Consider the following 14,573-nt stretch of genomic DNA (forward strand, 5'->3'; position numbering starts at 1 on the left):
TTGATAAACGACAGCTGGTTTCAGAATCCGCCTGTGGATTATCGCGTGCAGCCCTTCTGGTTCTGGAATGGGGATATGGAAGAAAGCGAGATTCTAAGGCAGATAGAAGAGATGAAAGAGAAAGGCGTAGGCGGATTCTTCATCTGCGCCCGGCAGGGCATGACGATTCCGTATTTGTCCCGTGTCTGGTTCGACCGGGTGAAATTCGCTGTGGAGGCGGCCAGGCAAGCGGGCCTGAATGTCTGGCTGTATGACGAATACCCGTATCCCAGCGGCATTGCCGGAGGCGAAGTAACGCTGGAGCATCCGGAGACGGTGCAGCGCATGCTGTCGCGAACGGCGCAGGAGGCGGATGCGGGCGAGCATGTCGGGCTGAATTTGCCATGGGGCAGGGTGCTGACAGCCAAGGCGGTTCCCCTCTCCGGCAACGGTGCCCGGGAATGGGAGCAGTCGGTGGACATTGCGCCGTGGATCGGCAGCTTTCAGGACGAGACTGTGTTTCAGCAGACGGGTTTGACCAAGCACAGCCATAAGCGCTATTTTACTTATCATACGGTTAAGCGGCTGGACTATAGATTGCCGGAGCATGCCGCAAAGTGGGAGATCATTGTCATTGTCGAGCAGGAGGTAGAAGACTTTAAATATTACGGAACCTTTGTTGACCCGCTGCACCCCAAGGCCGTCGATACGTTCATGCGGTTGACGCATGAGCGGTACACGCAGGAGCTGGGCCAGTATTTCGGAGATACCGTGAAAGGGATGTTCACCGATGAAGTCGGCCTGCGGGCCGGTAAAATTCCGTGGTCTCCGCTCATTGCGCCTTTCTTCGAGGAGCGGTGCGGATATAGCCTGCTGGACCGGCTTCACTGCCTGTTCGAAGATGCCGGGCCCGATACGGCGAAGGTCCGCTATGATTTTTATCAATGCATTCATATGATGCTCCGGGACAACTTTCACAAGAAGGTCGCCGAATGGTGCGATGAGTATCGGATGGAATATATTGCCGAGGTACCCGGCGTCCGGATGACCACGCAGCTGTACAGCCATATTCCGGGCGGCGACAGCGCCCATGAGAAGCTCGGCAAGCCGCTGTCGGCCATTATGGAAAGCTACGCGCACAGCTTGAGGCATAATCCGAAGATGGGCAGCTCGCTGGCCCGCCAGCTTGGCAGAAAGCGGGCGCTCATTGAATGCTTCCACAGCATCGGCTGGACGATGACCTTGCAGGATGCGCGCTGGATGATTGACTGGATGGCCGTTATGGGAACGAATATGTTTAATTTCCATGCGTTCTTCTATTCGATCGACGGGCTCCGCAAGCATGACGCGGCTCCCTCGCAGTTCGATCAGAATCCGTATTGGAAGCATTTTCGGCAGCTGGGCGATTACATTGGGCGCATCAGCTACATCATGAGCGAGGGCAGCGCCAAGATCGACATTGCGGTGCTGGATCCAACCACCTCGTTATGGACGAAAATGGGCAATCCGTTTCACCAGTTCGGCTTTGCCGGAACGGACCCGCAGGACAAGCAGCGGCTGGAGAGAATGAAGTCGGATTGGATTGCTATTCAAACCGCCCTGCTGAACAACCAGCGCGACTATGATACGCTTGACCCGGAAATGCTGATGCAGGCAGAGATTGCGGATGGTTCACTGAACATCGGCGCAGGCCGGTACAAGGCGCTGATTATTCCGCCGGTTTCCAATCTGGAGGCTGCCGCCTGGGAACGGATTCAATCATTCGCCGATCTGGGCGGAATTGTTATCAGCGTCGGGCTGCTTCCCTATGAGCAGATAGAGGCTCAAAGCGTAGCCGTTGAAGGGGCTGCGGCGCTGTTTCACGCCCAGGCAGAGGATTCCGCGCATTATTGGCAAGGCCTGCTGCCGGATGAAGCGTCGCCAGCGGCTTGGAGGAAAGGCGAGAAGGAAGCCTATTTCGTCCCGCATGGTCCGGCTTCCTCAAATTCGTCACGTCCTGCCGGGGTTGACGGCATAACATCACTGCTGCGTCTGCTGGACCAAACACTTCCGCGCGCTGTTGAACTCAGCTCAGAGGATGGTCGAACCGGCTGTCTGCTGCTCCAGCACAGACAGCTTGAAGGGCAAAGCGACATTATATTTATCGCCAATCACGAGGGTACGGAGAAAAAGGTGCACATCCGGCTCGCGGAGTCTCATTTCGGCTCCCGTCCGAAGTGGCTGTACCGGAACCTGGAGACTGGCGAAATCCGTCCGCTGTCATCGGAATCCGGAGCCGGCGGCTGCATGGCGTTATTGACATTCGCGCCGTATCAGTCGCATCTGATTGAAATCGTTCGGGTTCAGGACGAAACTGCCGTGCAACCGGGCGGCCAAGCCGACATTATCAGTCAGCTTGACGGCAGGCAGCAGACGGCTTCCCATATTCAAGTCGAAGCCGACACCGACTGGGAATTCGAGCTGGCGCAGCCGAATCTGTTGAGGCTGGGGCAGCTTCAAATGTCGCTGGACATGAAGGATGAGGGGCTGGAGCAGGGGTGGCAGCTGAATCACAGCTCCCTGCCGGGAGCAGAGTGGCTGGATGTGGAGACCAAGCCGTGGATTAATCAATGCGCCGATCATAAAGAGGTTCTCCGGCATGCCTTGGGCTTTAACAGCCGCTCGTTCGGGACGCCATATCAAGTGACGGTCGCCTATCCGGTCGTCTGCTGGTACAGAATCATTTTCGATGCCGACCGGATACCGGAATGGTGTGAATTGACGATGGACCGCGAGGCCATCGCAGGCGAATACCGCCTGTTCGTCAACGGCATCGAGTGGGACGGCGGGCAGCCTGAATTGATCAATGGAAGCAATACGATCATGATCAGAATGGTGATCAGGCATGCGCATGACGGCGTTGTCGATCCGCTTTATTTGCGCGGCAAGTTTGGCGTTCGCTTCACGGCGGAGCAGCGTCCCGTGATCACCGACCTGCCGTTAGCCGGCAATCCGAATCGTCCCGTGCCGGATGGATCTCCCTACTATTCGGGAACGCTGGTATTCCGACGCCAGATTGCCGTGCAGGATGAAGCGGCCCGGTCAGAGACATTCGAGCTGTCGTTCACAGGATTAAGCGAGCATTTCCATAATTGTGCGGAGGTGATCTTGAACGGGCAATCGTTGGGAGTTCGCCCATGGACGCCGTATGTATGGAAGGGATCTGGACAATGGTGGAAGCCTGGAGAGAACCTGCTTGAGCTGCGGGTCGACAATGCGCTGGGTCTCAGGCTGGACGGCTCTTATTTTGACTATGACAGCCATCAGGTGAAGGAATCAGCCCGGTTTGGCTCTGAAGTGAATCCCAAGGAGGCGCAGCAATGAAAGTAACGAATGTGATTTGCTATTTCGCCAAAGGTCTGTTCTATGTGAAGGTGGAGACGGACGAAGGCGTGTCGGGCTTTGGGGAATGCAGCCCCATGCAGGTTGATGCGGTGCTGTCGATTATTCAGACCGTCATTAAGCCTCAACTCATCGGCCATGATGTATTCGAAACAGAGAAGCTGGAAGAGATTATTTTAAGAAAAAATTATAAAATCTCCGGGCAGCTGCTTGCCATGGCGTACAGCGGCATCGAGATTGCATTATGGGATGCCAGAGCGCGGTTCCTGAAGCAGCCATTGTACAATTTGCTGGGCGGCAAATACCGCGGGGAAGTTCCGCTGTACGGCTCCAGCATGAGCCGGGACCTCAGTCCGGACGAGGAAGCCGAGAAGCTGCTCGAAGGCATCGAACGCTTTCAATTCAAGGCGGTCAAGATCAAGACAGGCCCGCGCATGGGCTCGGGACTGCCGGTCGACTTGAACCGGGACGCCTTGAAGGTCAAGACCGTGAGGGAAGCGATCGGCCCCGACTGCCGCCTGATGGTGGACGGCAACAGCTCGTATACGTATATCCAGGCGGTGCAATTTTATGAAAAAATAAGCCAATATCATTTGCATCATTATGAGGAGCCATGCCCCTATTATGACCTTGATGCGTATATCAAGCTGTGCCAGACGCTGCCGGTTCCGATCCATGTAGGGGAGCAGGACTGGAATGTTTTCACATTCCGTGATTTTATCGCCAAGGGCGCCTGCCACCTGTATGCGGCAGACCCGATCAAATGCGGCGGCATCGCACAGGCGAAGCGCGCTGCGACATTATGCCGGGCCTTCGGCATCCATTATGTGCCGCACAATACGACCAAGGGAGTGGGTTTTGCCGCAGCGCTCCATTTGGCGGCCAGTACGCCGGAATGCACCAGCTATTATGAATATTCAATCGAGAAGGATACGGTAAGAGAGCAGTTCGCGCCTTCTGAATTTGTAGTTGCGGACGGGTTCATCCAGATCCCCGACGGAGACGGGCTTGGCATTCAGCCGGACGAGGAGAAAATGAACCGGCTGCTGACCCGCGTATAGCGTATAAGCCGGGCCATCCGGTGCAGAATATAAGGGACGCTTGGAATTGCCTTCATAATTAAGCATGGAATCCTGAAATAAACACTGGAAATCAGAGCATGAGAATTCATCTGCTCTGATTTCTTTTTATTTAATCTGTCCAATCGACAGACTGACCTTGTAGTTGCCATACTGCAGCAGCTCGTCGAGAAAGGCGGTGAGCTCAAGCGACGTGCGGACACGAACCCGCATCCAGTAGCAGCCTTCGCCGCTGACGCGATGCGTTTCAGCGACCATTTCATGCTGCTTGGCGAATGATTGAAAGGATTGGTGGGCAGTGGTTGATTTCATAAACACAGTAATAAAGGCATGAACCGCCAGCCCGATCTTGTCCGGATTCCAGATTAGCGTATAGCCTTCAATAACCCCCATATCCTGCAGCTTCCGTATTCGGGCGCCGACTGCCTGGCCGGTCATATGGACGATTTGTCCGACCTCTTTATGCGAGCGGGCGGAGTCTTCCAGCAGGCACTGCAGAATTAGAAGATCGACATCATCAATGGTTGCATTGTTCATCGCCATAAGACTCCTTTCAATATGAAAACAGAAACCGGTTTTTCATTTCATCCATCTGTATAGAGATAGTTCAACTTATTCTATAATTGTAACAGGAACTGAATACGAAAGATAAGAGGTGGACCGAACATGAAGCTGCAGTTGATCCGTAATGCAACGCTGTATCTGGAATACGCTGGTGTGAGCTTCCTATTTGATCCGATGTTCAGCGATATGGGAGTCAAGCCTCCGGTCATTAATACGACGAACGATAGGCGCAACCCGCTTGTTCCGCTGCCTGTTCCAATCGGGGAAGTGTCTGCAGCGGACGCCGTCATCGTGACTCATTTGCATCCTGACCACTGGGACGACGCAGCAATAACGGCACTGGATAAATCGGTTCCGGTTTTTTGCCAGCCGGGAGATGATGCCGCAATCGCTTCAGCAGGCTTCCACTCGGTATCGGTAATTGATACGACGCTGGAATACAAGGGAATCACGATCCGCCGAACCAGCGGCAGGCATGGCACAGGCGAGATCGGCGAAAAGATGGGCCATGTATCGGGTTATGTTCTGCAGGCAGCAGGAGAGCCAGTTGTCTACATCGCAGGCGATACGATCTGGTGCGAAGATGTCAAGGAAGCACTGGACGCCTATCGGCCCGATGTGACTGTCGTCAATGCAGGCGGGGCGCGGTTCGCAGTGGGCGACCCTATCATTATGGACGCGGACGATGTGGTAAGCTTATGCCGGTATGCTGCCTATACGAGAGTAGTGGCGGTACACATGGAGGCGATTAATCATTGCCTGGTGACAAGAGAGGATTTGCGAAGCCGGCTGGCAGCTGAAGAATTGCTTGATCGGGTAATCATTCCGCAGGATGGCGGCTGGGTATGACGGCAGATAAAGCTGCTGGTGCAAAGCTCTGCTGTCGTATTCGGCGTCTATGATCAACACGCTGCGGGAAAGAGATCGGGTTTGCCAGGGTGATCTCTGACTGAAGAACAGTAATGTATATTTATGCACTCAATGAATGGTCAGACAACAAGCCACCGTTCAAATTATTATACGGTGGCTTGGATTAATTCAGGTTTCATTCACAGACGGTTGAAGCACTCTTGCCAGGCTGCGGCTTAAAATTTGAATCATTTGATCAATTTCCTGTCCCGTTACAATTAATGGTGGCATCAACCGAACCGTATCGGGGCTTGGAGCATTAATCAATAATCCTTCATGAAGACAATCTTGAACCAATTCTTTGCCTACCGGCTGCGGCAGGTCAAAAGCCATAAGCAGGCCCTTTCCCCGTACATGGGACAGCTGAAATTTGCCTTGTATTTGCTCCAGCGCCTGGAGCGAGTACAGTCCTTGAATCCGCGCGTTATTTGAAAGATCCAATCGAATGACTTCATTCACGACTGCTTGTCCCACACTCATAGCCAGCGGTTGTCCGCTATAAGTCCCTCCCTGGTCGCCGGGATCAAAGATATTATATTTGTCCTTGGTTAACATGGCCGAAAGCGGGAATCCGCCTCCGATTCCCTTCCCCAGAGTCATAATATCCGCTTCTATTCCGTAATGCTGATAGGCAAACATCTTTCCTGTCCTGCCCATTCCCGTTTGAATCTCATCAAAAATCAATAAAATCCCTTTCTTTTCGCAGAGCTGACGCAGGTGATTTAAATAATCCGGCTCAGCGGCATGTACTCCGCCTTCTCCCTGAACGAGCTCCAGCATAATCGCACATGTCTTATGATCTATCGAGGACTCGCATGCAAGAATATCGTTTAGGGGCACATGTTTAAATCCGGGAACTCTTGGTGCAAATAGATCTTTCCATTTCTCCTTCCCGGTTGCGGACATGGTTGCAAGTGTACGGCCGTGGAAGCTGTTCGTGAGCGTTATGATTTCATTGGCACCGTTTAAAAAGGCAGCACCATATTTCCTGGCCAGCTTAATTGCGCTTTCGTTGGCTTCCGACCCGCTGCTGGCGAAAAATACTTTGTCATAGCAGGTGATTTCCGTCAACCTTTTAGCGAGTTCAATCATGGGTCTGTTATAGTAGGCTGGACTGGCCGTAATCAAAGCAGATGCTTGTTTATTCAATGCCTGTTTAACCGCATCTGGTGAATGCCCCAAGCTTGCTGCCGCCCATCCTCCTACAAAATCCAGGTATCTCTTACCCTCAGTGTCCCATATGTACATTCCTTCTCCGCGATCCATAACGATATCAGGCCGATCAGCAGTAAATAATACGGAGTTCACTGCGTCTTTCAAAAGTTCTGCTTTTTCCAAGCCCATCAACCCCACCACCCCAACGCATAATTATTCAATATTAATGAATTATTATACATTTGAGTGATAATAAATGCAATATGGAATCAGAATAATGATTTCCATATGCTGAGCATCCTTTCTTATGATGGTTATTTGACATAGCACTTGACCGGATTTGTTCCACTTATATCTCAACCTGCATTATTCTTGTTCACGATGAACGATACCCGGGTCCCGCGGCCAGGAGCGCTGCTGATTTGAAGCCCTATTCCAAAATGCCGTTTTAACCGCAGATCCGTATTAAGCAGACCGACTCCCGATCCGGTGTCTTTTTTGCTCTCCGGCAGACGTTTAAGCAATTCCTCATCCATCCCGACGCCGTCGTCCTCAACCGATATCTCCGCATAAGTTTCATTGTTCGTGACCCGGATCATAATTGTTCCCCCTTGGGCGCGGTTCATGACGCCGTGTTTTATTGAATTTTCAACCAGGGGCTGGATCGTAAGCTGCGGGATTGTTAATTCTTCGCATTCGTCTATCTCCCAAATGACATGAAGCCGATCGTCAAATCGCTCCTGTTCAATGAACAGATAAGACCGCACAATATTTAACTCATCTTCTATAGGGGAAAGCTCGTCAATATTTTTAAGCTTATATTTATCCCTCAGAAAATTGCTGAATGCCTCAAGCAGATTGCGCATCCGGTCCATATCGATTTCGCTTAATGCCGCAATGGCATTCAAGGTGTTAAACAGGAAATGGGGCTGGATTTGCGCCTGAAGCCAGGACGCTTCCATCCGCAGCCTCTCGCGTACAGATTGCTTCACGTCCGTCAGCGCTCTGACCCGCGACCGTAATTCCAGCGCATCCACCGGCTTGGTCACATAATCGTTGGCGCCCGATTGAAATCCGATCTCGATATCCCCGGGCTGGCTTCTCGCCGTAAGCAGCAGTATGGGAAGTTCTGTGATCGTGAATCGGTTGCGGATGGTGCGCGACAGCTCATAACCCGACATCTGGGGCATCATGACGTCCGAAATGATCAAGTCCCATTCCCTGAAGTCCAATGCTGCCAGCGCTTGTCTGCCGCTCGTCACCGTCATCATGTCATATTTCTCCAATGAGAGAATCGTCTCGATTACTTTAAGGTTGACGGGATCGTCATCCACGACTAATATTCGGGGGCGGTCTGCAGGCAGCTGCGGCTGCTGTCCTGAAGCCGGATCAAGCTGTTCTGAAGCTGCGGCCACTGCTGATTTTGCCAAAGTGATCGGTTCGGGAATTCCGCTCACGGTTTCCTCGAGCAAGGCATCCGGTTCGGCCAGCTGCAGGGTGAAAACGAATTCCGACCCTTGGCCGGGAACGGAGACGACCTGCAGCGTTCCCTCATGCAGCTCCACCAATTGTTTGCTGATGCTGAGGCCGAGGCCAAACCCTCCCTCAATCATCGTTGGGCTGCGATCACCCTGCTCATAAGGCTCGAACACGCGTCGCATAGTTTCGCGGTCCATGCCGCTGCCCGTATCCGCTACTGCAATATGCGCCTTCCCGTCCTTCACATACCCCCGGATCGAAACCTCGCCTTCATTCGTAAATTTAATCGCGTTGTGAAGCAAATTGAATACGATTTGAATAACCCGGTTTTCATCGGCAAAGACCTGTGGGAAATTGTCGGGAATCCGATCCTTCAGCCGCACCGGCTTACCTTCCGTCATATGGTGAAGCATGTCCAATATGCCGGTTGCAATGGTTTGAATGGAGAACCTTTGGAGCTGCAGCCGGGGTATGTTTTCCTTCAATTTCGCCGCATCAAGCAGATCATTGAGCATGAATGACATGCGGCGGCCCACTGACAACAAGACCTCCAGATCCTTGATGCTTTTTTCATTCAATGAATACCGCTCTCTTTCCAGGACGGCTTGCGACATGTTGAGTATGCCGTGCAGCGGATTACGCAGCTCATGCGACGTATTGGCAAGGAATTCATCCTTCAGCTCATCCGCTTTTTGAAGCTTTGCCGCCAGCCTCCTGGTTTCGAAATGAATTTGAAAATATTGCTTGAACCAGACAGACGCAAAACAGGTCGTCGATACAATCAGATCAAACGGATAATAGACGACTTTAATTCCGCTGGCCATCATAATGCCCCACCATGAAAAGTTGCTCGTGAAGGCAATAAGAGAGAGCAGCAATAGGACATTGTCCTTGAAATCCTTCCTGGAAGCCCGGAGCATGGATACGATCGTTAATATAATTGAAATCCCTACGATCGAGGCGTATAAAGGCTGTATCGTCACCACATAATGGGCAGGCAGCAGCAGCGCTAATAATGCGGAAACCCCGCAAAGAAGCCCATAACCCGGAGCAATTCTAGACCAAAAGGAAGGCAGCAGCCGGGACACGCTTTGCAGCAGAGAGTAAGCGACACCGGTCATGGACAAATGAACCAGCTTAAATCCCCATTCGTAATTGATCGGAAGCCAGTAATGCAATAATTTCTCATCGGTCCCAAGAAGATTCATAAGCGTGGCGCTGACAATGAGCATAGAAAAATAAAGCAGTCTTTTCTCCCTGGTTCCGACCACGAATAAAATAATCGCATAGATGGCATGCATCAAAAATACGACAGAGACCATTTGCTGCATAGCCATGGACAGCTGTGTCTCCCGGTCAATCGCTTCTTCCGTCCCGAATTTCATCGACCGGACAATGCCGCTGGGACGGGGATCCTTAAAGTTGGCCGCCTGGACGACAACCTCAATGAGATTGCTGCCGTTCGCTGTGAAGGAGGAGGAGTAGGGAACGTTCCGCGCAGTGTACTCCTTCTCATTTTCCCCCGGCTCTCCCGACTTGGCCAGCAGCCGGCCGTTTACATACAATGCCGACGAGCTTCGGACGCTTGGAACGCGAATGCTGAAGTTGATATCGTTATCCGGGTTGACCAGAATCCGCAAACGATAAGAGCCGTAACCGTACGGAGTGTTGTCTCCCTGCTTTAAGGAAGCATCCCAATTACCCGGTACCTGAATATATTGGGACTCCCTAACAGGCTTGACCCTTTCATTATCTTCATTGATCAGCCATTCACCAGGATAAAACTCCCATTGGCCATCCAGCGTAATCGTACGGCTTTCCGCAGCATTCCAGTCCCGTAAATCCACAAATCCATTCACGGCATAGGGTTGATCGATACCATGGAACGACACAATCCAGAGTACTCGCGAGCCGGTTAGAACGATTAAAAACAGGCTGGCAATAATAAAAATTTTCTGGTTCCCAATCTTATGCAGAATATGTGACAAAATAGCCTGTCTCCTCAGCTCAAACTTCATAAAAGGGAAAAGATTGCAGTTATCACAATTAATATGGAAAGTATACCCTAAGCAAACGGCCTGGTTCAATTAAATTAAATACGATGAAAAAGCAGCCAAACGGCCCATAAGAAGGCTGCTGACTGAACAAATTGAGAAGTAGTTCCGGCGGTTTTTCAAATGCATATGAAAAAGGGACCCGAATGGCTCGCGTCCCCTGATCATCCCTATATATCCAAGCATATGCCTGACCCTTACAGAACGGTTGTATACGTAAAATGATAGCTGCCCGAGCCCAAAGTGAGCGCAATTCCGCTTTCTGTCCGCTCGATGGAATGAATGCCATCCCCTTCAGCGACAGCCTTCCCGTTCTCTTGAAGCCCAGCTCCAGCAGTACGAGGCAGTTGAACGGAAGCGGTCGTATTAGGCGGAATCGTCACCTGAACCTCCATTGCAGAGCCTTCGCCCACGCTCCACCCGGACTCGACAAGACCATACATCGTCTCAAGGCTTGCCTTGGCCCAGCTCAGTCCTTCTCCAGGATGCGGGTCGATCCGGATATGCTTATACCCCGGTGCCGCCTCGTCCGTATCAATACCTGCCACGCAGCGGTACAGCCAATCGCCAATGGCGCCGTAAGCGTAATGGTTGAAGGAGTTCATATCCTTGCTCCAGAAGCCTCCGTCCTCCCTGATCCCGTCCCAATGCTCCCAAATCGTGGTCGCCCCTTTGGTAACCTGATAGAGCCAGGAAGGATAATCGGTCTGAAACAGCAGCTTGTAGGCCGCGTCATTCCTGCCGATCTGACTGAGCACCAGGTTCAAATACGGGGTGCCGACAAAGCCGGTCGTCAGATGGTGCTTGCTTTCCTCCAGCAGCTCCAGCAGCTTCTTCGCCGCTCTTTCCTTGGCCGGACCCTCCACAAGACCGAACATCAGCGCCAGCACATGAGCGGTTTGGGTTGGGACCGACAATCTGCCGGAAGGTGTGATGAACTCATGCCGGAAAGCTTTCAGAACCTGTTCATACACATTCGTATAGTACGAGACGTCCTCTTCCTTCTGGAGCACCGCTGCAGTTTTCACGAACAGGGAAGTGGAGTAGGCGTAGAAGGCAGTCGCGATAAGATCCCGGTCAGTCGCTCCGATATAGGAGCCGGGTTTGGAATCCAGGCCAAGCCAGTCGCCAAAATGGAAGCCGGTATTCCACAGGAATTCCTGCTCTCCCTGTGCGTGCATATAGTCTATCCAGGCTTTCATGCTCTCATATTGCTGCTCCAGAATCTGTTTGTCCCCATAGCACTGGTAGATGACCCAGGGACAAATGACCGCCGCATCCCCCCAAGCCGCCGAGGAGTGGCTGTTCTCATCAAGCACATGCGGAATGACAAAAGGAACACCGCCATTGTCAAGCTGATCGGCCGCCAGATCCTTCAGCCATTTGCCGAAGAATGGGGCCACGTTCATCAAATGTGCGGAGGTGCGGATGAACATCTGCGCATCTCCAGTCCAGCCGAGCCGCTCATCACGCTGCGGGCAGTCTGTGGGAACATCGAGGAAATTGCCTTTCTGGCCCCATAAAATATTATGCTGCAGCTGATTGATCAGCGGGTCCGAGCACTCGAAATCCCCTGTAACCTCCATATCCGAATGCAGCACAACGCCGGTGAAATCCGCAAGCTTGACCGGCTCGCTGAATCCTGTCAGCTTCACGTAGCGAAAGCCCTGGAAAGTGAAATGCGGCTCAAAGGTTTCGTGTCCCTGCCCTTTCAAAATATAGCGGATCGCCTGCTTGGCGCTGCGCAGATTCTCCGTATAGAAGTTGCCTTCCTGGTCCAGCACCTCGGCATGCTGCAGGCTGACCTCATGGCCTTCTTGGCCAGTCACGGTGAAACGGACCCAACCGACCATGTTTTGCCCCATATCGATAACGGTTTCACCCGCGGGCGTTGTGATCAGGGCTATTGGCTGCAGCTCCTCGTTTTTACGGACCGGAACATTCTCCTGCGCGACCAGAATGTCTTTGGCGTGCTGCAGCACCTCTGCCTGCTCCCAATCGCCGTCATTATAAGCAGCTGTGCTCCAGCCGGCTTTCTCCAGCCGCGCGTCATAGGTTTCTCCATGGTAGATTTCAGACAGCAGAACCGGACTCCCGGATACCTTCCACTGCGCATCCGATGCGATAATGTCCTCGGTGCCGTCATCGTACTGGATATGCAGCTGCAGAAGCAGCGCTGTCCGGTCGCCATATATATTTTTGTGATCGACCCATCCCAGATTCCCTTTATACCAACCATTTCCCAGCATGGCGCCAACGGCATTGCCGCCCTCCGCCAGCAGGTCCGTTACCTCGTAGGTCTGATACTGAAGCCGCTCATTGTAGCTGGTCCATCCCGGCGTAAAATAATCCTCTCCCACTCTGACTCCGTTCAGGCTTATTTCATAGATTCCCAGGCTCGTCGCGTAGATTCGTGCGCTCTTCACCTTGGCTTTCACACTGAATGTGCGTCGGAGCAAGGGGGACTGCTCAGACTCCGGAGGGAAGGAGGCAAGCGGCGCACTGACCCAATCGGCCTGCCATCCGGCCGGCTCCAGTAGCCCCGTTTCCCAGTAAGCGATTTCAGACCAGGGAGAAGCTTGTTCTTGTTTGTCCCATACCCGGATATGATAGTAGTAGCGCTGAGCGGCTTCAACATTCAATTCCGATAGAGCAACATGAGTGGACTGATCCGATTGAACCTTCCCTGAATCCCAGAGCGCGGCGCTCAAATCCGCTTCCAGGGAAACTTGAATCTGATAAGCCGACTGCTCCCACGACCTCGTATCGGATTGAACTTGCCAGCTGATTCTCGGCTTCCGGACGTCAAGGCCGATGGGATTCTCCCGGTATTCACAACGAAGCTTCGTAACCATTGTCATAACGCATCCTCACCTTTCCAACATATAATGTCCATTTTACTCTGCATACCCCCTATTATAAGGATTGAATTCTTTATTTTTATGCGGTATAAAGGACAATATGTAGAGGCAATCACGACATTTTGGGAAATGGTGATGAGACATGGAGCAGGTCAGACAAACGTTTAAAGCGGAATCGTTTTTCAGCAATCTGCTTCTTTACGTCAACCGGGCGGTAGAGGACTTCACTCTGCCCCTGCATTCGCATGAGTTTATTGAGCTGGCTTATGTAGCCGAGGGCAAAGGGTTTCATTATATTGAAGACGATGTGCAGCGGATTCATCGGGGCCAGCTGCATGTGATTCCCATCGGAACATCGCATGTGTTTCGTCCTTCCTCTACCAATGCCCTGCAGGACCCGTTAATTGTCTACAATTGCATTTTTACGAAGCAGCTTGTTGACAATCTGATTCCGCTGGTCTTCGACGGTCCTATTGCTGTTTATCTTGAAGGACTCAAAGAAGAAACCCTTCCTTACCACGCCGTATTCGATACGGATGATGAGATTGGAAAGCTGTTTCTTTCTTTGTACAAGGAGTATTCACTGCCTCGGAGCGGCTCCACGACGTATTTGAACACGCTGCTGCTGCAGCTGATTGTAACGATCTACCGGCTGCATACGGAAACAAGCCGCACCGCTCCCGGAAGTCCCGCCCGTTTTCTTCAGCTATTAAGCTATCTGGAGCAGAATTATGCGGAGAAGATAACATTATCCCATTTGACCGAACGGTTCCAATGGAGCGAACGTCATTTGCAGCGGCTGTTCAAGCAGCATACAGGGCAAAGCTTTAATTATTATTTGCAAAGCCTGCGGATTCAAAAAAGCTGTGAGCAGCTTAGAAGCACGCAGCAGAAAATAAGCAGAATAGCCGAAGCAGTCGGATACAAGGATCTGAATTCCTTCATGGTCCTTTTCCGCAGGATGGTTGGCGAAACCCCCGGCGCCTACCGCCGGCAGTTCAGAGAATAACGGACGGCCGCATCGCATAACTGCAGCTGAATCTGCCGGTCCTGTTTTAAAGCCTGCAGCATAGGGGCAGAACTATAGAGGGCAAAAAAGCTGCCAACATTTG

The 14,573-nt window shown here is 52.1% G+C and carries 8 protein-coding genes; 4 read left to right on the forward strand and 4 right to left on the reverse strand.

Features of this window, described 5'->3' with window-relative positions; all coding sequences use genetic code 11:
- Together AC0YOA_RS28035 and AC0YOA_RS28040 are read left to right on the forward strand one after the other, a co-directional pair.
- Positions 1 to 3,342 (forward strand): glycosyl hydrolase, encoded by a 3,342-nt coding sequence (locus AC0YOA_RS28035; protein WP_475789436.1) that lies wholly within the window; start codon positions 1 to 3, stop codon positions 3,340 to 3,342.
- Positions 3,339 to 4,421, forward strand: coding sequence for a mandelate racemase/muconate lactonizing enzyme family protein (locus AC0YOA_RS28040; protein WP_475789437.1), 1,083 nt, complete (start codon positions 3,339 to 3,341; stop codon positions 4,419 to 4,421). The genes AC0YOA_RS28035 and AC0YOA_RS28040 overlap by 4 nt, the downstream gene beginning before the upstream one ends.
- A 126-nt stretch (positions 4,422 to 4,547) precedes the next feature.
- Here AC0YOA_RS28040 and AC0YOA_RS28045 read toward each other — a convergent pair whose 3' ends face one another.
- A complete protein-coding gene (locus tag AC0YOA_RS28045; protein WP_475789438.1) occupies positions 4,548 to 4,976 on the reverse strand; it encodes an Lrp/AsnC family transcriptional regulator in 429 nt (142 codons plus the stop codon).
- A 129-nt stretch (positions 4,977 to 5,105) separates the two neighbouring features.
- Between AC0YOA_RS28045 and AC0YOA_RS28050 the strand changes: the two genes are divergently transcribed.
- The gene (locus AC0YOA_RS28050; protein ID WP_475789439.1) at positions 5,106 to 5,852 is read left to right on the forward strand and encodes an MBL fold metallo-hydrolase; all 747 of its coding nucleotides are present in this window, start codon (positions 5,106 to 5,108) and stop codon (positions 5,850 to 5,852) included.
- Between the two features lie 189 nt (positions 5,853 to 6,041).
- Here the strand turns inward: AC0YOA_RS28050 and AC0YOA_RS28055 are convergent, their stop codons facing one another.
- The 3 genes from AC0YOA_RS28055 to AC0YOA_RS28065 all read right to left on the reverse strand — a co-directional run bounded on the left by AC0YOA_RS28055 (position 6,042) and on the right by AC0YOA_RS28065 (position 13,461).
- Positions 6,042 to 7,256, reverse strand: a complete 1,215-nt coding sequence (locus tag AC0YOA_RS28055) for an aspartate aminotransferase family protein (protein WP_475789440.1) — start codon at positions 7,254 to 7,256, stop codon at positions 6,042 to 6,044.
- 167 nt (positions 7,257 to 7,423) lie between these two features.
- Entirely contained in the window at positions 7,424 to 10,534 is a 3,111-nt protein-coding gene (locus AC0YOA_RS28060) for a hybrid sensor histidine kinase/response regulator (protein WP_475789441.1), read from the reverse strand.
- 263 nt (positions 10,535 to 10,797) lie between these two features.
- A complete protein-coding gene (locus tag AC0YOA_RS28065; RefSeq protein ID WP_475789442.1) occupies positions 10,798 to 13,461 on the reverse strand; it encodes a family 78 glycoside hydrolase catalytic domain in 2,664 nt (887 codons plus the stop codon).
- A 142-nt stretch (positions 13,462 to 13,603) separates the two neighbouring features.
- Here AC0YOA_RS28065 and AC0YOA_RS28070 point away from each other — a divergent pair, with 142 nt between their 5' ends.
- Entirely contained in the window at positions 13,604 to 14,470 is an 867-nt protein-coding gene (locus tag AC0YOA_RS28070; protein WP_475789443.1) for a helix-turn-helix domain-containing protein, read from the forward strand.
- The last annotated feature ends 103 nt before the right edge of the window (positions 14,471 to 14,573 follow it).

This window comes from Paenibacillus sp. JT22N12 (genome assembly GCF_056269365.1).

What these genes read in the sequence shown, in the direction of transcription:
- AC0YOA_RS28040 (WP_475789437.1), top strand. Translation starts at nt 3,339, where the DNA reads ATGAAAGTAACGAATGTGATTTGCTATTTCGCCAAAGGTCTGTTCTAT.
- AC0YOA_RS28045 (WP_475789438.1), bottom strand. Translation starts at nt 4,976, where the DNA reads ATGAACAATGCAACCATTGATGATGTCGATCTTCTAATTCTGCAGTGC.
- AC0YOA_RS28050 (WP_475789439.1), top strand. Translation starts at nt 5,106, where the DNA reads ATGAAGCTGCAGTTGATCCGTAATGCAACGCTGTATCTGGAATACGCT.
- AC0YOA_RS28055 (WP_475789440.1), bottom strand. Translation starts at nt 7,256, where the DNA reads ATGGGCTTGGAAAAAGCAGAACTTTTGAAAGACGCAGTGAACTCCGTA.
- AC0YOA_RS28065 (WP_475789442.1), bottom strand. Translation starts at nt 13,461, where the DNA reads ATGACAATGGTTACGAAGCTTCGTTGTGAATACCGGGAGAATCCCATC.
- AC0YOA_RS28070 (WP_475789443.1), top strand. Translation starts at nt 13,604, where the DNA reads ATGGAGCAGGTCAGACAAACGTTTAAAGCGGAATCGTTTTTCAGCAAT.